General features: G+C 61.7%; 18 protein-coding genes. 14 read left to right on the top strand and 4 right to left on the bottom strand.

Going from position 1 to position 18,564, the window contains the following annotated elements; translation table 11 throughout:
* Nucleotides 1–6: 6 nt before the first annotated feature.
* From QMA15_RS01935 to QMA15_RS01975, 9 genes are all read left to right on the top strand, one after another.
* Nucleotides 7–810: an ABC transporter ATP-binding protein gene (locus QMA15_RS01935; protein WP_020970389.1), complete on the top strand. Its 804-nt coding sequence runs from the start codon at nucleotides 7–9 to the stop codon at nucleotides 808–810.
* Nucleotides 807–1,520, top strand: a complete 714-nt coding sequence (locus tag QMA15_RS01940; RefSeq protein ID WP_020970388.1) for an ABC transporter ATP-binding protein — start codon at nucleotides 807–809, stop codon at nucleotides 1,518–1,520. Before QMA15_RS01935 ends, QMA15_RS01940 begins: the two co-directional genes overlap by 4 nt.
* Before the next feature lie 3 nt (nucleotides 1,521–1,523).
* Nucleotides 1,524–2,420: a branched-chain amino acid ABC transporter permease gene (locus QMA15_RS01945; protein WP_019744803.1), complete on the top strand. Its 897-nt coding sequence runs from the start codon at nucleotides 1,524–1,526 to the stop codon at nucleotides 2,418–2,420.
* Nucleotides 2,417–3,505: a branched-chain amino acid ABC transporter permease gene (locus QMA15_RS01950; RefSeq protein ID WP_290283607.1), complete on the top strand. Its 1,089-nt coding sequence runs from the start codon at nucleotides 2,417–2,419 to the stop codon at nucleotides 3,503–3,505. The genes QMA15_RS01945 and QMA15_RS01950 overlap by 4 nt, the downstream gene beginning before the upstream one ends.
* 58 nt (nucleotides 3,506–3,563) lie before the next feature.
* Nucleotides 3,564–4,847 (top strand): ABC transporter substrate-binding protein, encoded by a 1,284-nt coding sequence (locus tag QMA15_RS01955; RefSeq protein ID WP_290283608.1) that lies wholly within the window; start codon nucleotides 3,564–3,566, stop codon nucleotides 4,845–4,847.
* Nucleotides 4,848–4,860: 13 nt separating this feature from the next.
* Complete coding sequence (locus QMA15_RS01960) at nucleotides 4,861–6,582, top strand: class I adenylate-forming enzyme family protein (protein WP_020908682.1); 1,722 nt, start codon at nucleotides 4,861–4,863, stop codon at nucleotides 6,580–6,582.
* Complete coding sequence (locus QMA15_RS01965) at nucleotides 6,579–6,980, top strand: nuclear transport factor 2 family protein (protein WP_019744799.1); 402 nt, start codon at nucleotides 6,579–6,581, stop codon at nucleotides 6,978–6,980. Before QMA15_RS01960 ends, QMA15_RS01965 begins: the two co-directional genes overlap by 4 nt.
* A gap of 31 nt (nucleotides 6,981–7,011) precedes the next feature.
* Nucleotides 7,012–7,965, top strand: a complete 954-nt coding sequence (locus QMA15_RS01970; protein WP_228118022.1) for an LLM class F420-dependent oxidoreductase — start codon at nucleotides 7,012–7,014, stop codon at nucleotides 7,963–7,965.
* Between the two features lie 65 nt (nucleotides 7,966–8,030).
* Nucleotides 8,031–8,831: a crotonase/enoyl-CoA hydratase family protein gene (locus tag QMA15_RS01975; RefSeq protein WP_290283609.1), complete on the top strand. Its 801-nt coding sequence runs from the start codon at nucleotides 8,031–8,033 to the stop codon at nucleotides 8,829–8,831.
* Nucleotides 8,832–8,877: 46 nt separating this feature from the next.
* Here the strand turns inward: QMA15_RS01975 and QMA15_RS01980 are convergent, their stop codons facing one another.
* Both QMA15_RS01980 and QMA15_RS01985 read right to left on the bottom strand, forming a co-directional pair.
* Complete coding sequence (locus QMA15_RS01980) at nucleotides 8,878–10,179, bottom strand: MFS transporter (protein ID WP_019744796.1); 1,302 nt, start codon at nucleotides 10,177–10,179, stop codon at nucleotides 8,878–8,880.
* 266 nt (nucleotides 10,180–10,445) lie between these two features.
* Entirely contained in the window at nucleotides 10,446–11,633 is a 1,188-nt protein-coding gene (locus tag QMA15_RS01985; RefSeq protein WP_151531472.1) for an ROK family transcriptional regulator, read from the bottom strand.
* A 194-nt stretch (nucleotides 11,634–11,827) separates the two neighbouring features.
* On the opposite strand from QMA15_RS01985, the gene QMA15_RS01990 reads away from it, so the two are divergent.
* From QMA15_RS01990 to QMA15_RS02005, 4 genes are all read left to right on the top strand, one after another.
* Complete coding sequence (locus QMA15_RS01990; RefSeq protein ID WP_020970382.1) at nucleotides 11,828–12,058, top strand: DUF3263 domain-containing protein; 231 nt, start codon at nucleotides 11,828–11,830, stop codon at nucleotides 12,056–12,058.
* Nucleotides 12,059–12,127: 69 nt separating this feature from the next.
* Nucleotides 12,128–12,445, top strand: a complete 318-nt coding sequence (locus QMA15_RS01995) for a WhiB family transcriptional regulator (protein ID WP_003946343.1) — start codon at nucleotides 12,128–12,130, stop codon at nucleotides 12,443–12,445.
* 24 nt (nucleotides 12,446–12,469) lie between these two features.
* Nucleotides 12,470–13,867 (top strand): xylulokinase, encoded by a 1,398-nt coding sequence (gene xylB, locus QMA15_RS02000; RefSeq protein ID WP_290283610.1) that lies wholly within the window; start codon nucleotides 12,470–12,472, stop codon nucleotides 13,865–13,867.
* A gap of 40 nt (nucleotides 13,868–13,907) precedes the next feature.
* Nucleotides 13,908–15,386 (top strand): FGGY-family carbohydrate kinase, encoded by a 1,479-nt coding sequence (locus QMA15_RS02005; protein WP_031333752.1) that lies wholly within the window; start codon nucleotides 13,908–13,910, stop codon nucleotides 15,384–15,386.
* A gap of 22 nt (nucleotides 15,387–15,408) precedes the next feature.
* Here the strand turns inward: QMA15_RS02005 and QMA15_RS02010 are convergent, their stop codons facing one another.
* Together QMA15_RS02010 and QMA15_RS02015 are read right to left on the bottom strand one after the other, a co-directional pair.
* Nucleotides 15,409–16,179, bottom strand: a complete 771-nt coding sequence (locus QMA15_RS02010) for a glucose 1-dehydrogenase (protein WP_021345206.1) — start codon at nucleotides 16,177–16,179, stop codon at nucleotides 15,409–15,411.
* Between the two features lie 17 nt (nucleotides 16,180–16,196).
* Complete coding sequence (locus tag QMA15_RS02015; protein ID WP_151531546.1) at nucleotides 16,197–17,195, bottom strand: sugar-binding domain-containing protein; 999 nt, start codon at nucleotides 17,193–17,195, stop codon at nucleotides 16,197–16,199.
* Nucleotides 17,196–17,396: 201 nt separating this feature from the next.
* Here QMA15_RS02015 and eltD point away from each other — a divergent pair, with 201 nt between their 5' ends.
* On the top strand, nucleotides 17,397–18,470 hold the full coding sequence (gene eltD, locus QMA15_RS02020; protein WP_037249529.1) for an erythritol/L-threitol dehyrogenase: 1,074 nt from the start codon (nucleotides 17,397–17,399) through the stop codon (nucleotides 18,468–18,470).
* Nucleotides 18,471–18,564: the final 94 nt, after the last annotated feature.

The following is an 18,564-nucleotide window of genomic DNA, read 5'->3' on the forward strand; positions in this document are numbered from 1 at the left end:
AAACCAATGCTTGGAAACACACCACCCGCACAACCTGGGAATGCACCGGTCGTACTCACGCTTTCCGATGTGTCGATCGAATTCGGCGGAGTCACGGCTCTCGACGCCGTCGGCTTCGACGTCCGCGCGGGACAGATCTGCGGACTCATCGGGCCGAACGGCGCTGGTAAGACCACGCTGTTCAACTGCATCACAAGGATTTACGAACCGAGTCGCGGTGTCATCACCTGGCAAGGAACCGACCTGTTGGGATTGCGTCCCTATGCGTTGGCATCTGCAGGAATCGCTCGAACTTTTCAGAATCTCGCGCTGTTCGGCGGCATGAGTGTCTTCGACAACACCATGGTCGGTGGATCGTCGCGAGGTCGCTTCGGGCTCGCGAGTGGGCTTCTCGGCCTGCCTCCGGCGCGTGCCCGAGTCCGAGAACTTCGAGAGAAGGCCTGGTACCTGCTCGAACGTCTCGAACTCGTCGACGTCGCGAACGCACCCGCGTCCGGTCTACCGTTCGGAACTCTCAAGCGTGTCGAACTGGCACGGGCATTGATGTCCGAGCCCTCGCTGCTTCTGCTGGACGAACCTGCCGGCGGGCTCACGCACAGTGAAGTCAAAGAACTGGGAGAACTGATCGTCTCGCTCCGCGACGACTTCGGCTTCGGCGCGCTTCTGGTCGAACACCACATGGGATTGGTGCTCGGGATCTCCGATCACGTTGTCGCCCTGAACTTCGGCCACAAAATTGCCCAGGGAACCCCGGCGGAGATCCAGCAGGACGACGCCGTGATCAACGCGTACCTGGGACGTGCCGCATGACCCTGCTGAGCGTCGACGATCTGCATGCCGGTTACGGGCGAGGCAATGTACTGCACGGGATTTCGCTCGACGTGGAACCCGGCGGGGTCGCTGTCGTTCTCGGCGCGAACGGTGCAGGCAAGACCACCATGATGCGCGCGCTTGCCGGATTGATCCCGCATCAGGGAACGATCACCTTCAACGGTTCGCCGTTGGGATCCAAACCTGAACGCGCCGTGGCAGCCGGCGTCAGCCTTGTCCCACAGGGCCGCGGAACTCTCGGCCAACTGTCGGTGCGTGACAACCTGCTCGTCGGCGCGGCCCTTCGTAAGGACAAGGCGGAGATCGAAGCCGACATCGAGCGGTGGTGTGAGACATTCCCCGTGCTCGCGAGGCGGTCCACCCAGTTGGCCGGTTCGCTGTCAGGCGGTGAACAGCAGATGCTCGCGGTCGCACGGGCATTGATGAGCCGTCCCACCCTTCTTTTGTGCGACGAACCGAGCCTGGGTCTGGCGCCCATCGTCATTGCCGAATTGTTCGACACGCTCGGTGCGATCAACCGCAGCGACGGAACTGCACTGCTGATCGTGGAACAGAACGCCGATCTCGCGATGAAACTCGCGTCGAAGGTCTTCCTGCTCGACGTAGGCACCATCGTCGCTGCCGGAACGCCCGAGGAATTTCGTTCCGACGACGTCGTGCGCAGCGCTTACCTCGGGTACCAGGAGTAAACGGTGACACTCTTTCTCGAACGACTCATCTCCGGATTGACCAACGGATCGATCTACGCAATTCTCGCGCTGGCACTAGTGGTGGTGTTTCGCGCCACCGGCACGATCAACTTCGCTCAGGGCGAGTTGGCCCTGTTCACAACCTTTGTCGCCTGGTGGCTGACGACGATGTCCTGGCCGATCTGGTCGGCGATCGGAGCGGCCCTGGCTTTGGGGTTCCTGCTCGGAGCATTGATGGAGCGTCTGCTCATCCGGCCGGTTCAGCGTCGAAGCGACATGGCAGTGCTGATCGTGGCACTGGGATTGTTCACCGGGCTCAACTCGTTGGCCGGGATGCTGTGGGGGAGCGATACGAAGATCATGCCGAGCCCGTTCCCCAACGGTCCGACCGACTACATCTCGGTGGGGGGTGCGCGTGTTTACGGCGACGCACTGGGCGTACTGGTGGCGCTCGTTGTCCTACTTGTGTTGATGTCCTTGCTCTTTCGCAAGACGAGAGTCGGTCTGCACATGCGTGCCGTCGCGGACAATGCCGAATCTGCCACTCTCGCCGGAGTTCCGACCAGCCGGATACTCGCAATCGGTTGGGGAGTAGCAGCTGCCATCGGTGCCCTGGCCGGTGTCCTGGTCACTCCGCTCTCGCCGCAACAACTCGGTCTCACGACCATGTTCCCGATCTTCATCGCAGCATCCGCCGCAGCGCTGTTCGGCGGCCTGGACAGTCTCGTCGGCGCCGTGGTCGGCGGGTTGACGATCGGTGTCCTGGAATCGATGCTCAGCGGCTACATTTCGGTCATCGGCGGCTCGCTGCAGCAGACATCCGCCCTGTTGATCATCGTAGTGATCCTCTTCGTCAGACCCAATGGACTGTTCGGTACCAAGAAACTGGAGCGGGTATGACGACGCTTGCCGAGAGAAATGAACCCACCCTCGCCGAAAAGGCAGTCAGGCGACCGCGGGTAGTGGTCGCCGGATCGACGTCGTACCGGATACTCCAGTTGGTTCTGCTGTTGGCTGCCGTGTGTGCGTTGCTTCTCGCGTCACAGAGCGCGCCGTTTCGCGTGGGGCAGTTCACGAGCGTCTTCATCATCGCGATTGCCATTGCGGGACTCAATATCGTCAGCGGATACACCGGACTTCTGTCGATCGGCCATTCTGCCTTCTTCGGCCTGGGCGCGTACACGACCGGCGTTCTGATCGTCGATCGCGGATACTCGCCGTTGACCACGATCCCGATGGCGGTCGTATTGTGTTTTGTACTAGGGCTTCTCGTCGGTCTTCCCTCGTTGCGGATCAAGGGGCTGTATCTCGCTCTCGTGACACTCGCCGTCGCTGTTGCATTTCCCGAGGTGATCCGCAAGACCGGGGATCTGACCGGTGGTGCCGCCGGAATGGTGGTTCGCGCAAATCTGCTCGTTCCGCCGAAATGGACGGGTCTGACCCGAGCCGACACCTACCTCTGGACCTTTTGGGTGTCGGTGGTGACTCTGGCGATCGTCATGCTCCTGATTCGCAATCTCGTCAAGAGTCGATTCGGTCTGGCTATGGTCGCGGTGCGTGACAACGAGATCGCGGCGAGCGCAAATGGCATCAACGTCGCGCGGGTCAAGATTCTCGCTTTCGGGCTTTCCGGCGCGATCACGGGCCTGGCAGGTTCGCTGTTCACGATGTACATCGGCGCGCTCTCACCCGAATCCTTCTCGCTGATGAAGTCGATCGAGTTCATCACCGGACTGGTGTTGGGCGGAATCGCAACCCAATTCGGCCCGATCGTTGGGGCAACGGCAGTGGTGTTCTTGCCGTACTACACCGGAAGCGTCACCGACGGCCCCGTGTCGGGAGTGGTGTTCGGCGCGGTGCTGATCGCGATCGTGTTCTTGATGCCGGACGGAATCGTCGGACGGATCAACAGCGTGCTCCGACGGTTCGTCCTCGTGGTTCCCGCAGATCATCCCAAGTATCGCGAGGGTGAACCTCGCACCTGAGCGCCGTCTCCCTCGCCCACTCTCGTTTCCCTCAACTCACAGCAAGGAACTGGACGATATGAAAAGGCAGACCACGATTCCCGCAGTCATCGCCGCTGCGGCACTACTCCTTTCGGCCTGCGGAGGTAGCTCCGACGCAGAGAGCAACACGTCGACATCGGCCGGAGCAGTATCGGTCGACGACTGCAGTGATCCCAGCGGTGCCGCAGCGCCGATCACCGACAAACTCACGGTGGGATGGAGTGGGCCGACGTCAGGCCCGCTCGCCGATGCCGTCGGCAACGTGATCGAAGGAATGCGAGCACGGTTCGAGGTGGAGAACGCGGCCGGCGGCGTCGGCGGCGTCAAGCTCGACGTCGTGGTCAAGGACGATGCATTCTCCCCGGAGCGCGCCAAAGCCAACGTCGGAGAGTTCATTCAGAAGGACAAGGTCGACGTTCTGGGTACCTTCGGGGCCGGACAGTTGAACGCCATCGCGGACGATCAGACCACTGCCTGCGTGCCGCTGCTCTTCGCGCAGGCAGGCATGCCCGAGTTCCGGGTCATCGAAGACTTCCCGTGGACCACGGAGTATCTACCGGACCCGGGCGTCGAGATGGAGGTAGTGGTCGAGAGCTTGAAGAAGAAGTATCCGAACGGCGCCAAGGTCGCACTGGCCACGAACCAGACCGAGTCCGGACAGGGAATCGCCAACGGCTTCAAGTCCGCGATCGAAGGAACCAACTTCGAGATCGCGGCGGAGGAGGCGCTGACCGACCCCAAGACGGCGGCTTCGACTCTCAAGGCCAGCGGCGCCGAGGTTTTGGTGGTCGCCGGTGTCACTACCGACTGCCTCGCGATCACTCAGGCGATCGGACGTGTCGGATGGAAGCCCGACACCGTGATTCAGCCGTCGAACTGCGTCGACGGCGCGACCCTGTATGCACCCGCCGGTGATGCTGCCGACGGGCAGCAGGTGATGGTGTGGCTCAAGGATCCCAACAACGCTCTCTACAAGGACGACGCGGCGGTGCGCGACTATCTCGCCGGTGCAGCGGCTCACGGTGCAGATTCCCCGACCAACAGCTACACCGTGAACGGCTGGGCCATCGGTGACCTGTTGGTGGACAACTTCACTCGGGCCTCTCAGTCATCCGACGGACTCTCACGTGCCACCATCATGAGTGCCGCGCGAACGCAGGACTACCACCCGCCGATGTTCATCGACGGAATCAAGTTCACGATGACCGCGGACCATGCGTTGGGAATCCTGGCCTTTCAGCCGTTCGAGTGGAATGACGCTACTCAGGCGTTCGAGAAGCAGGGCGACGTGATCGACATTTCCGGCCGTTACGAGAACTGAATCGAGTGCGCGAATGAACAAGACACACAGGGGATTGCATCCTCGCGTCAAGGTGGACGAATACACCTCGAAAGGGTGGTGGTCCGACGAGACGATCGATCACGTGTTCCGGGTGCAGGTGCGGACCCGAGGGGACGAGCTTGCCGTAGTTGATCCGGCGAACCGCAGCGAGTTGTCCGGCGGAGATCCACGACGCCTCAGTTGGAACGAACTGGAGAGCGAAGTCATCTCGCTCGCTGCGCGCTTCACCGAGGCAGGCTTGGGCCGGGGAGACGTTCTGGGCGTTCAGATGCCTAACACCGTCGAACTGGTCGAGGTCTACCTTGCAGCGTGGTCGCTGGGGATCGTGGTCTCACCCTTGCCCATGCAGTACCGCGAACGTGAAGTGGAAGGAATGGCCAACCAGGCGGCGTTTGCAGCATTTGTCACCGTGCCCAGCTTCGGCGACAGATTCCCGGCTACGGAGATCGCTGCAATCAGATCCCGGATTGCCTCTCTGAGATCGGTATTCGTCTACGCTCCCGAATCAGAGCTTCCGGCTGAGCTTCCCACCGGCGTCGTGGGGCTGAGTCCTCGCGCAGCCACCGAATCGCAGCGAAGTGCTCTGGACAGACGAAACACCGAAGATCCGAACGACCCCAACGACGCGATGACGATCTGTTGGACCTCCGGAACCGAAAGCGAGCCGAAGGGGGTCCCACGTTCGCACTACGAGTGGCTGGCCATCTGCTGGGCCACGATCGATGCTCCCGACATCGTCGTCGACGACGTCCTGCTTAACCCGTTCCCGATGGTCAACATGGCCGGAATCAACGGAATGTTCCTGCCCTGGCTCCGCACGGGATGTGTACTGGTACAGCACCACCCGTTCGACCTTCGAGTGTTCCTCGGACAGATCGAGGCCGAGCGGGTGACATACACGGTAGCGCCGCCTGCTCTGTTGTGGATGCTGCTTGCCGACGAGTCGATGCTCGCGGCGGTCGATCTGTCGAGCTTGACGCGGATCGGTTCGGGTTCTGTGCCACTGCAACCTCCGATGGTGCGGGGATGGCAGGAGCGATATGGAATCGGAGTCATCAACTTCTTCGGATCCAACGAAGGCATCAGTCTGCTCTCCTCGCCTGCGGACATGCCGGATCCGGACGACCGCGCACGGTACTTCCCTCGTTTCGGTGTCGAGAACTTTCGCTGGAGCACCAGGATCTCGGACTGGATGGACGTTCGCTTGGTCGACGTGGTCACTGGCGAGGACATCACGGAAGTCGGGCACCCGGGTGAGTTGCGAATCAGCGGACCGACGGTCTTTGCCGGCTATCTCGGCGATCGGCCGTCACCGTTCGACGAACGCGGATTCCTGTGCACCGGAGATATCTTCGAGATTGCCGGTGATCACGGACAATTCCTCCGCTACCTGGATCGAGGCAAGGACCTGGTGATCCGCGGTGGAATGAACATCGCTCCAGCCGAATTGGAGGGGTTGATCGCCGAGCATCCGGCCGTCGCGGACGTGGCCGTCATCGGCGACCCCGACGAAGTGCTCGGTGAGCGCGTCGCAGCAGTGGTGACACTTCGACCCGAGACGGAACTCGAACTCGATGCTCTGGTTGCGTTCCTGAAGGACAAGCGCATCGCGTCGTACAAACTTCCCGAGCGGCTGGAGATTCGGAAAGAACTGCCGCGCAATTCGACCGGAAAGATCCTCAAGCGTGAGCTTCGACAGAAGAGTGTGGCATGAGTGTGATGAACGACAGTGACAAGCTTGCGTTGGCGCGTGAGATGTTCCAGGCGTGGGACGTCATGGACTGGGCACGCGTCGTCGACCTGTTCGCCGAAGACGGTGTGCTCCACAGCGTGATGCAGGAACCGCTTGTCGGCAAGGAGGCTGTAGCGGGCCGAATTGCATTGCTGGCAAGCAAGTGTGAACGGATCACCCTGAAGATCGAGTCGCTCGGCGTGATCGACGGCAGGGTTTTTGTACAGCGAGTGGACGATTTCCACTTCGACGGAACCCACGGCGTCGTTCCTGTTGTCGGAATCCTCAGCATGGCAGACGGGCTGGTCACAGAGTGGCTCGAATACTACGACCGTCCGACACTCTTGAAGGGAATGGGTCTTGTCTCCGATTTCGAATAGCCGACTGCCTACGATCGATATCTCCCTGGGCTTGTGGCAGGACCGTCCGCCGCGGGAGGTGACCACTACTGCACGCCTCGCCGACAAACTGGGGTTCGGCCGAGTGTGGGTGGGGGAGATGGCGACGTACGACGCCTTTGCTCTGGCGACGTCAGTCGGCGCCGGCTTCGAGCACTCCGAGTTGGTGGTCGGCCCGCTCGCGGTGACGGTTCGTGATCCGGCGATGATCGCGATCGGGGCGGCGTCGGTAGCCGACCTGACCGGGCGTCACGTGTCGATAGCGTTGGGCACGTCCAGCACTGTCGTGGTCGAAAAATGGCATGGGCGAAGCAGATCCGGGGCCGCACGTGCACTCGCGGAGTCAGCCTGCGCTGTGCGAGCGCTGATGAACGGCGAGCGGGGCGAAGTCGCCGGAACGGTGATGCGGACCAGTGGATACCGACTGCGACTTCAGCCGCCGGGTGGGCGGCTGATCGTTGCAGCTTTCGGAGACAAGGCCCTTCGCGCCGCGGTGGAGTTGGGCGACGAACTGGTGCTCAATCTGGTCAGCCCGGAGCAAGCGGGGCGCCTGATCGCACGGTGCAAGGAAATCGCGGCTGAAATGGAAACGCCAATGCCCCAGGTGTCGGTTTGGGCGCCGGCGGCCGTGGCAACCGAAGGCCCAACTCAGATGTCGATCGATCAGCTCAGACGTGGGCTTGTGCCGTATCTCGCTGCCCCCGGGTACTCGGACATGTTCGTACGAGCAGGGTTTGCATCCGTGATCGAGGCAGCCAGGGCCGGGACCGCGCCTCGAGAGATCTTGAGTCAGGTCTCGGACGCGATGGTCGCGACAGTGGGAATCGTGGGAACCGCGGCCGATGCGCGCGAGCAACTCGAGGCGTATCGAGCGGTCGGTGTGGACACCGTCGTGGCCGTGCCTTCATCCACTGATTCGGATCCGGCCGGGCAAGTGACGATGGAACTTCTTGCCGAGATGGTATGACGAATCCCCGACGAACTTACTCTCAGGTAAGTTCGTCGGGGATATGTCGAATCGGAGGAGTTGCCGTGAGTGATCGTGTTCGTGTCGAGGTAGTGCAGTCGGTGGCGTACGTGACGATGAACCGGCCGGAGAAACTCAACGGTCTCGATCTGGACATGCTCGACGCGCTGGTGGACGCGGCCCGAACGATCAGAACTGATCGTTCGATCCGGGGCGTGGTTCTGCAAGGCGCGGGCGACGCATTCTCGGCCGGATTGGACTTCGCTTCTGCCGGCAAGCAGCCGAGCCGGATGGCCAAGGCCTTTGCGAAATTTCCCGGTCAGAAGACCAACCTCTTTCAACGTGCGTGCTGGGTGTGGCGCGAATTGCCCGTGCCGGTCATCGCGGTCGTTCACGGCCACTGCTTCGGCGGGGGACTGCAATTGGCGCTCGCCGCAGACTTTCGATTCACCACCCCTGATTGCACGTTCTCGGTGATGGAGGCGAAGTGGGGATTGATCCCCGACATGACCGGAACGGTTACGATGCGCGAACTCGCGGCGATGGACGTCGTGAAACGCCTCGCCATGACTGCTGAACTGTTCGATGGAAATCAGGCTCTCGAGTGGGGGTTCGTGAGCGGAGTAAGTGACAATCCGATCAAACCGGCACAGGAACTGTTGTCGCAGATCATGACTCGCTCGCCGGACGCCGTCGCAGCGACGAAGACGTTGCTGCACAAGACCTGGAACCGATCGCCACGCGGTGCGTTCTGGATCGAATCGCGGATCCAACTGGCGCTGATGAGAGGCAAGAACCACAAGATCGTACGCTCCGCGAATACTGCGAAGACGTTGCCGGAGTTCGCCATTCGAAAGTTCGGCTGACAAACTCCGGCATCGCGTCGCCGTGGGGCGTTCTCATTCAGGCCGATTACACCATCAGATCTCGTCCAGATCGGTCCTTGATGAGCATCGTGGCGACGAACGACACTGCGGCCAACAGGGCGAGATAGATCGAGATGGCAAGAGTGCCACCGGTCTTGCCGAGGAGCCATTGGGCGACGGTGGGAGCAAAGGCGCCGCCGAAAATGGTGCCGACGGCGTAGGAGATCGACGCGCCGCTGTAGCGGATCGAAGCTGGGAACAGTTCGGCGAACAATGCCGGTTGAGGTCCGTACGACAGTCCGAGTCCGACCGAGAACAGGATCATTGCCACGTAGATCCAGCCGAGATTGCCGGTGTCGATGAGGAGGAAGAACGGCACCGCGAAGAGGATCATTGCGAGGTTGCCGACGTTCATCACCGTGGTGCGGCCGCGCCGATCCGACCAGTAAGCGCCGATCATGGTGAAAACGCCCCACGTGACTGCACTTGCGAGCGTGGCAATCAGTAGTTCGGTCTTACCCAGGCCGTAGGTCTTGGTTGCGTACGCGACGATGAATCCGCCGATCACCATGTAGCCGTTGCCGTTTGTGCCGATGAAGGAGAGGGCCGCGAGTACGACCTGCTTCGGGTGTTTCTTGAACAGAGTTCGGATAGGCGTGTTGCTCTCGGTGCGGCGTTCCTTGAGTTCGGCGAACACGGGTGACTCGCTGACCTTGCTTCGAATGTAGAAGCCGACGCCGATCAGCACGACGCTGAGCAGGAACGGCACTCGCCATCCCCAGGTGGTGAACTGTTCGTCCGTGAGGGTGAACGTGCACAGTGCCAAAACGCCGGTGGCGAGCAACATTCCGAGCGGTACGCCCATCTGGACGAACGCTCCGAAGAATCCTCGACGCTTGGTGGGTGCGTGTTCGACGGCAAGAAGAGCAGCCCCACCCCATTCGCCGCCCGTCGAGAATCCCTGCACGATTCTGAGAAGGATCAACAGGATCGGCGCCCAGATCCCGATCGAGGCATACGTCGGCAGCGCGCCGATGAGAACCGTCGCGGCCCCCATCATCGCCAACGTCGCGACCAGGACACGTTTACGGCCGAGTCTGTCGCCGAGATATCCGGCCACGATGGCGCCGAGAGGACGGAAGACAAAGCTGATGCCGACCGTGACGTAGGAGACGATCTGGCCTGCCGAGCCCATCGGCTTGAAGAACAGGTCGGCAAAGATCAGGGCTGCGGCTTGGGCGTAGATGAAGAAGTCGTACCACTCGACGGTGGTGCCGACCATCGACGCCATCGCGGCGCGGTCGTACTCCTTCGCGGCGGGCTTGGTGCCAGTTCTGGTTGTGGTCATCGAGCTACTTTCTGCCAGTCACGTGGTTCACCGGCGCGGTGAACTGCGAAGTCGGAACAGGGGAGAAACGCTGTTCGATCTGCGACGTTGCCGGTGTGCTCGGTGCATGCTTTTGGCTGACTCGGAGCGTTCCTGCGCGATCTCATTGTCGATATTGGCAACCGAATGATCGGTAGGTAATGAATTATGCAGAAGTGTGAGCGTCAACACAAGGGGTGCTGGAAAGGTCTGATTATCTGGTTCAGAGCATGCGAGAAATCAGTTGCTCAGGTGTGGAGCGACGCGGCGATCCGCAGATCGATTTCCCTGGCGCTGAGCAGATGGTCGAGGACGAGAACCGCACAACCGAGGATCCCGGATTGTGCGCCGTGGCTGACCGAAGCGATCTGAAGCTTTCGGGTGGCAAGCGCCGTTGCGTTGCCGTAGACGGACTCCCGAAGTCCGGCGAGGAAGAGCTCGTCTGCCTCGGCCATGTCGCCGCCGATGATCAGGACCTCGGGATTGAGGAGGTTTACCGCGCCGGAAATGACGTCGCCGATAAGTCGGCCGCTGCTTCTGATGAGCCGGCGGGCTTCACTGTCGCCGTCCAGGGCGAGGCGGACAACGTCACGCACGTGCCCGACGCTTCGGCCCTGATCTCGGAGGGCGTGCACGAGAGCCCAACCGCTGGCGACGGTTTCGACGCAGCCGACATCGCCGCAGCGACACTTCATGCCCCGCGCTGCAGCGGTTTTGGTATGCCCGATCTCGCCGGACGCTCCGAGTGAACCGCGTTGGAGGATTCCGCCCATGACGATTCCTGCGCCGAGGCCGGTTGACGCCTTGATCATCAGGAGGTTGGGCGCACTCTCGCGTCGTTCGCTCAATTCGGCCAGGGCCATCACGTTGGCATCGTTGTCGGCGAACAGTGGCGCCGTGGTCACCGATGCCAGATAGGGGGCAAGAGCGACGCCGTCCCATCCCGCCATCATCGGAGAGTCGAGGCTCGCTCCCGCGGCGACGTCGACCGTTCCGGGAATGCTCAGTCCGATTCCGATGACCTCGGTAGGTGCGCGGTGGACCTGGGCCAGTAGTGACGAAAGATGCTCGGCAATTTCGGGCATCAGTTCGTCGGGGCCGACCCCGACCGACTTGTCGATGTCTTCTGCCGCGAGGATCGTGCCCGCCAGGTCGGTGACGGCAAGTTGTGCCCGCGATCGACCGATTGCCACGACGAGAACCACGCCGGACGAGTTCGCGAAGGTGAGAGTGGACGGCGGCCGGCCGCCCGTCGACGGGCCCTCGTCGTCATCGGCGATCAAACCAAGCGATTGAAGTGCTGCAACCCTGGCCGATACCGCCGTCCTGGACAGGCCGGTGAGCTTCCCGATCTCGCTGCGCGTGGTCGCGGAACCGCTGCGTATCAGCGTGAATACCTCTCCCGCGGTAGCCGGAGTCGTGGACGGTCGGGTCATTGTCCTATTCAAGCATTCCTCGTCGGTAACTTCAGCGTGCGAAAGTTGGCATACTTTGTCCACAAAAAGACGTAAGTAGGTCTTGTGAAAAAGCAGAAGTAGGCATAGTCTGTGTCTTGACTCACTGCCACGGGCGTCCGAGGAGACGAGTCGCAGTTTCTGTGAAGCAGGGCGCACAAACAGGGGAGAACCTGATGAGCCGCACCGATACACAAGAGATCGTCGAGTTCGCACGTAAGTGGCAGCAGTTCGACGGTGGACCTGACGAAGAGATCTTTGTAACCTTCGGCCTCGCCCCGGACGAGTATTTCCGCAGGCTGCAGGCAATTCTCGACGACGGCGTCGTAGCGCTGACTCCGCCGGTCACCGGCGAACTCGCAACGGTCTGTGCACATCGACTCGGCCAATCGGCCAGGCGTCGATAAGTCCGACCCGGCGTCAGCCCCGAGTCACCCGAATCCGTTTCACCCGAGTAAGGAATTGAGGTCGCCATCATGCACAAGCACCTTCCGATGCCGTACCCGACCGCCGAAGTGTGGGACTGGCAGCTGCAGGGAGCGTGCCGTGGGCACGATTCCGCGGTCTACTTCCACCCGGACGGCGAGCGTGGACACGCTCGCGAGAACCGTGAACGCAACGCCAAGAAGGTCTGCGCGACGTGCCCTGTACTCCAGCAGTGCCGCGAACACGCACTCTCCGTCCACGAGCCTTACGGCATCTGGGGTGGAATGACGGAGACCGAGCGCGCAGAATATGTGCGATCGCTGCGTAAGCGCAGCAACCGGATGCCCGCGGTCGCCAACGCGAGCTGACGGTCCTTCGGAAAGGACGCCAGTGTGACCCTCGTAGCCGGTATCGATTCGTCTACCCAGTCGTGCAAAGTCATTGTCCGTGATGCCGATTCGGGAGAACTGGTACGAGAAGGGCGGGCGGCCCATCCCGTCGGTACCGAGATAGATCCGACATGCTGGCTCGAGGCGATGGACAATGCAATCGCCGCGGCGGGCGGGCTCGGCGACGTCGCAGCGGTATCCGTCGGAGCTCAACAGCACGGCATGGTGTGTCTGGACAGCGGCGGCGAGGTCGTCAGGCCGGCGCTGCTGTGGAACGACACTCGTTCGGCGAAGGCTGCGACGGATCTGGTCGAAGAACTCGGCGGATCGAAGGCGTGGGCCGACGCGGTTGGCGTAGTTCCGGTCGCCGCGGTCACGGCAAGCAAGCTTCGATGGCTCGCAGATCACGAGCCAGGCAACGCCGATCGCACTGCCGCGGTGTGTCTTCCGCATGACTGGCTGTCCTGGAAATTGGGCGGGTCCGGTTCAATCGAGGAGCTCGCCACAGACGCGGGCGACGCAAGTGGAACCGGCTATTACGCTGCCTCGACGCGCGAATACCGTACCGACTTGCTGGCGTTGGCATTTCGCGATCGCACCCCCCATGTTCCCCGAGTTGCATCGCCGAACGAAAAGATCGGAAACACTGGCTCCGGGGGAATCATCGGACCGGGTACGGGTGACAATGCCGCAGCCGCACTGGGTTTGGGAGCAGTCCCCGGTGACGTGATCATCTCGATCGGAACATCCGGCGTCGTGTCGGCTGTATCGGCCACCCCCACGCACGATCCCAGTGGAAACGTGGCAGGATTCGCGGACGCAACCGGTCTGCACCTGCCGCTCGTGTGCACTCTCAACGGCGCGCGCATTCTTGATGCGACGGCGTCCATTCTCGGTGTCGATCACGCCGAACTGTCCCGGTTGGCGTTGACCGCGCCCCTCGGAAACGACGGACTGGTCATGATTCCGTACTTCGAGGGCGAGCGGACGCCCAACCGCCCCGACGCCACGGGAGCAATGCACGGCTTCCGGCTGCAGAACTCGACGCCGGCGCATTTCGCGCGCGCCGCAGTCGAAGGGCTCCTGTGCGGCTTGGCCGACGGCGTCGACGATCTGGTTCGTCAGGGCGTCGAGGTGAAGCGAGTTCTCCTCGTCGGAGGCGGAGCGAAGTCTCGCGCTCTCTGTGAGATTGCGCCGGCAATTCTCGGAGTTCCGGTCGTAATCCCTGCTCCGGGTGAGTACGTCGCCGAAGGGGCATGCAGGCAAGCAGCATGGGCACTGTCCGGGGACACGCAGCCGCCGGTGTGGCCGAAACCGGAAGAGCGACGATTCGACGCCGAACCAGCTCCCCACGTGCGCGAGCGCTACGCGTCGTTGCGCGAACTCACCGAAGGTGTGTAACCACAGAGCCTGACACCGCTCGCTCGGTTAGGGTGACTCCGTGGACTTGTTGGTAGGTATAGACATGGGGACGGGTAGCAGCAAAGGGGTTCTGGTGACCCCTGACGGTGTGGTCCTGGCGACCGAGCAGATCGATCACCAGATCTCGATGCCCCGCCCTGGGTGGGCCGAGGTGGACGCCGAGAAGATGTGGTGGTCCGAGGTCTGTGAGATATCGAAACGTCTTGTGGCGCAGGTTCCCACGATTGCCAAGGTGGCCGGCGTATGTGTCAGTGGCGTCGGTCCGGCACTGGTGTTGTGCGACAGTGAACTTCGTCCTGTTCGTCCGGCTATCCTCTACGGAATCGACAGTCGAGCCTCGGCAGAAGTGGCCTCGCTGACCGAATTGTTCAGCGAGGAGGCAATACTCGATTGTGGTGGCAAACTCCTGTCGAGTCAGGCCGTCGGACCGAAGATCGAGTGGGTACGCATCCATGAACCGGAAACTTTTGCCGCGGCGACGCGGTGGTACGGCTCGAATTCGTACATCGCCGCAAAGCTGACCGGTGAGTACGTTCAGGATCATCACACGGCCAGTCAGTGTGATCCGCTTTATTCGGTCCGAGACTTCAGCTGGAAATCCGATTGGCTGGATCGCATTCTGGGGCATCTGGAATCGCCTCGTTTGGTATGGCCGAGTGATGTTGTCGGACTGGTACATGCTGATGCGGCCGAGCAGACCGGACTACCTGCCGGGACGCCCGTTGTCGCGGGTACTGTCGACGCCTTTTCCGAGGGGTTCAGTGTGGGGGCCCGCCATCCCGGGGATCTCATGCTCATGTACGGGTCGACGATGTTCCTGGTACAGGTGCTCGACAAGTTTCACAGCAATCCGGCACTGTGGACAACCGCAGGGGTTCAGGAGAATACTCTGGCACTCGCGGCCGGCACTTCCACTGCCGGAAGCCTGACCGGATGGCTTCAAAAGCTCACCGGTGATGCACCATTCGAACAGTTGCTCGCCGAGGCCGAGGCCGTGCCGGCCGGCGCCGAAGGGCTGCTGATCCTGCCGTACTTCGCCGGCGAACGTACCCCCGTGTTCGACCCCAAAGCCAGAGGCGTCGTCGCAGGACTGTCGTTGCGCCACGGCCGGGGGCATCTGTTTCGGGCCGCCTATGAAGGTATCGCCTTCGGAATCCGTCAGATACTCGAAATGTTCGGTGACACAGATGAACCTGTTCGCCGCACGATCGCTGTGGGAGGCGGGGTCAAGAGTCGGGTCTGGACACAGGCGATCAGCGACATCACCGGACACACGCAGTTGGTTCCGGCTCAGACCATCGGCGCCAGCTACGGCGATGCGCTGTTGGCTGCGATCGGGACCGGACTTGTTGCGCCGGATACCGATTGGACGACTCTGTCGCACGAAGTAGTGCCGAACGCAGCCAACAAGGCGATGTACGAGGATTTGTATCAAACGTGGTTGACGCTGTACCCGTCGACGAAAGAACAGATCCACGCCCTCGCCGAGTTCGGCTGAACGGTCCGATGGCTTCGGCCGCTCAGCTTACGAGGTAGCCGCCATCGATGGGAAGGTCGGTTCCGTTCACCATGGCGGCGGCATCCGACGCCAGCCAGACGACGGCTTCGGATACCTCGTCCGGCATGGCAAAGCGCCCAGTCGGGATACGGTTCAACATTGGTGCAGCCTTGTCGTGTTCACCCCATACCGTCTGGCCCATCTCGGTGAGTACAACCGTCGGGCAGACCGAGTTGGCCCGGACGCCGCGGCTACCTAATTCCAAGGCAAGCACTTTGGTGGCCATCACCAACCCGGCCTTTGCGATGCAGTACGAATAGTGCTCGGGCAACGCGCGCAAGGCTGCTGCCGAAGCAACCGTCACGATGGCTCCGCCGCCCGCGTCGGCCATGGCTGAGCCGATCTTCGCGGCTAGCAAGGCCGGCGCACGGAGGTTGACGTTCAGAACCGCGTCGAAGTTGGGTTCGGTGATGTCGGTGACAAATTCGGGATACGAGATTCCAGCGTTGTTGACCAGCACATCCAGGCCACCGAATACCGCGAGAGACTCCTGTGCGACCTGTGTCGGTGCGTCGGGTAATGCGAGATCTGCAACGAGAATCTCGGCGCGGACGGCAAAACTGTCGCGGAGTCGGTCGGCCAGCGTTGTCAGTTCGCAGCGGCTACGACCGGAGACGATTACGTCCGCGCCGGCCTGGGCAAAGGCGTGTGCGATTTGCGCGCCGATGCCTTTCGACGCTCCGGTGACAAGAGCGCGTTTTCCGGCGAGCGGGCGAGCTGACGCAGTAGGCATGGCAAAGCCTTTCGAAGTTACTCGACCGCAAGTATCTGTTGTGCGGTGGTTGGGTCGGTGACAAGTTGATTGAAGTACCGGCTGCGCGCACCGGCAATGATAGGAGCGACTTTCTCGGCGCCGACGGCCACGGCGATGCCCACCGGGATATCTTGCAGTGCAGACAGTTCGAGCGCAATAAGGCGTTCGCTACCGGGGAAGTCGACGGTGTTGCCGTCGCGATCGTAGAATCGAGAGCAGATGTCGCCCACGGCTTCTCGAAGCGATGACGACGTTATCGGGACGAACTGCGGAATGTCGGCGCGCAGTAGAGGTGGAGCGCCGATGCCCATGAGGATAGCCCGAGCCTGTGGCCACAGGCCGAGAACTCGCTGTATGGCCGGATCCTTGGTGAGGGTCGGATACAGATCGGGTCCTGGAAGCGCCGGCGCAAAAAGATAATTCGGACGTCCGCCGATCTTGTTCGAGATCAAGCGGGTGATCTCGTTGGTCTGGTACCACTCTTCCGGTTGGTCGTTGCCACCAACAGTGGGAGCGACGAGGACCCCTGGGATGGGTGTCAGATCATATTGTGCGACTTCGTATACCGTGCGCCCGGAGGACACGAGCAGTACGTCACCTGGCATGAGGCCGGCCCCGGCGAGGGCCTCGGCTGTCGCCGGGGCAAGTACCGAGCCCATGACGTCGACCGTGCCCTTCTGCTGCGCCGGAGTGGGCAGAGGTCCAGACAGGTACACGCGGTGCAGTCCGAGTTTGACGCGCAACCGCTCGGCCAGGCTTCCGTGTGCTTCTTCTTGCGGCGGTACGACCTGGATGCGGACTATGCCCTGCCGTCGCGCCTCGGAAAGCATGCGACTGACAGTGGCACGGCTGGTGCCGAGGGCTTTTGCGACTTCGGCCTGAGTAGCTTCTTCGTCGTAGTAGAGCTTGGCCGCGGTGTAGAGCAACGCGCGCGTGAATGTGCTGTTTGTGCTGGTCGATGTCGAGCCGGCAGGCGTGGATGCGGGTAGTGGCATCGCGTCTGAGCTGCTGATCGGCATGACAGAAAGGTACCGCATGAACAGATGCTCACGCACCTAGTTCAAATGAACAATTGTGCTGGACATATGTAAAAGGATCCGATACTGTGACCGCCGACACATGAAATTGTGTTCATGTGCAGCTACTGGACCAGCGCATTGCGCCCCATCCAGACCTGATCCCAAGAGGAGACAAAGATGTCCGAGACGATGAAGGCGGTCATCTGCCACGGTCCGCGCGACTATCGACTCGAAGAAGTGCCGAAGCCTGTACCGGGCCCCGGTGAAGCGCTGGTTCGGGTCGAAGCAGTCGGAATCTGTGCGAGCGACTTGAAGTGCTACCACGGTGCCGCAAAATTCTGGGGCGACGAAAACCGTCCGGCTTGGGCCGAGACCGAGGTCATTCCGGGGCACGAATTTGTCGGTGAGGTTGTCTCGATCGATGCGGCAGGGTCGAAGCGCTGGGGGATCCAGGTGGGCGACCGTGTGGTCTCCGAACAGATCGTCCCGTGTTGGGAGTGCCGCTACTGCAAGCGCGGGCAGTATCACATGTGCCAGCCGCACAACCTGTACGGATTCAAGCGTGTCACCCCCGGCGCGATGGCCGAATTCATGGTCTACCCAGTGGAAGCTCTGGTGCACAAGGTATCCAAGGATCTGCCGGCAGCGCATGCCGCCTTTGCCGAGCCGCTGTCGTGCTCACTACATGCAGTCGAACGAGCAGGCATTACCTTCGACGACGTTGTTGTGGTTGCGGGCTGCGGGCCGATCGGGCTGGGAATGGTCGCCGGGGCGCGAGCAAAAAGCCCCGCGCACGTGATCGCTCTCGACATGGCACCGGAAAAGCTCGAGCTCGCCAAACTGTGCGGAGCCGACATCGTCATCAACATCGCCGACGAGGACGCCGTGCAGATCGTCAAGGATCTCACCGACGGGTACGGGGCCGATGTCTATCTCGAAGGGACAGGCCATCCGTCCGCAGTTCCCCAGGGCCTCAACATCTTGCGTAAGCTTGGCACCTACGTCGAATACGGGGTGTTCAAAGACGACGTCAGCGTCGACTGGAGCATCATCAGCGACGACAAGGAACTTGATGTCCTCGGGGCGCACCTGGGGCCCGACTGCTGGCCTGCCGCAATCCGGATGATCGAGTCCGGCCTGCTCCCGATGGACAAGATCTGCACGCATCAGCTTCCGCTGGAAGATTTCCAGAAGGGGCTCGATCTGGTCGCCAGTGGCGCCGAGTCCGTGAAGGTCTCACTCATTCCCTGACAGTTCGCACAACCGACCTGTGCCGCAGGTCGTTCGAGATCCCACTCATCCATTCAGCGGAGAATCCACATGAGTCGTTTCACACCCCGCGTCC

Origin of the sequence: Rhodococcus sp. APC 3903 (assembly GCF_030407755.1) — a bacterium.
Lineage (GTDB): Bacteria > Actinomycetota > Actinomycetes > Mycobacteriales > Mycobacteriaceae > Rhodococcus_F > Rhodococcus_F erythropolis.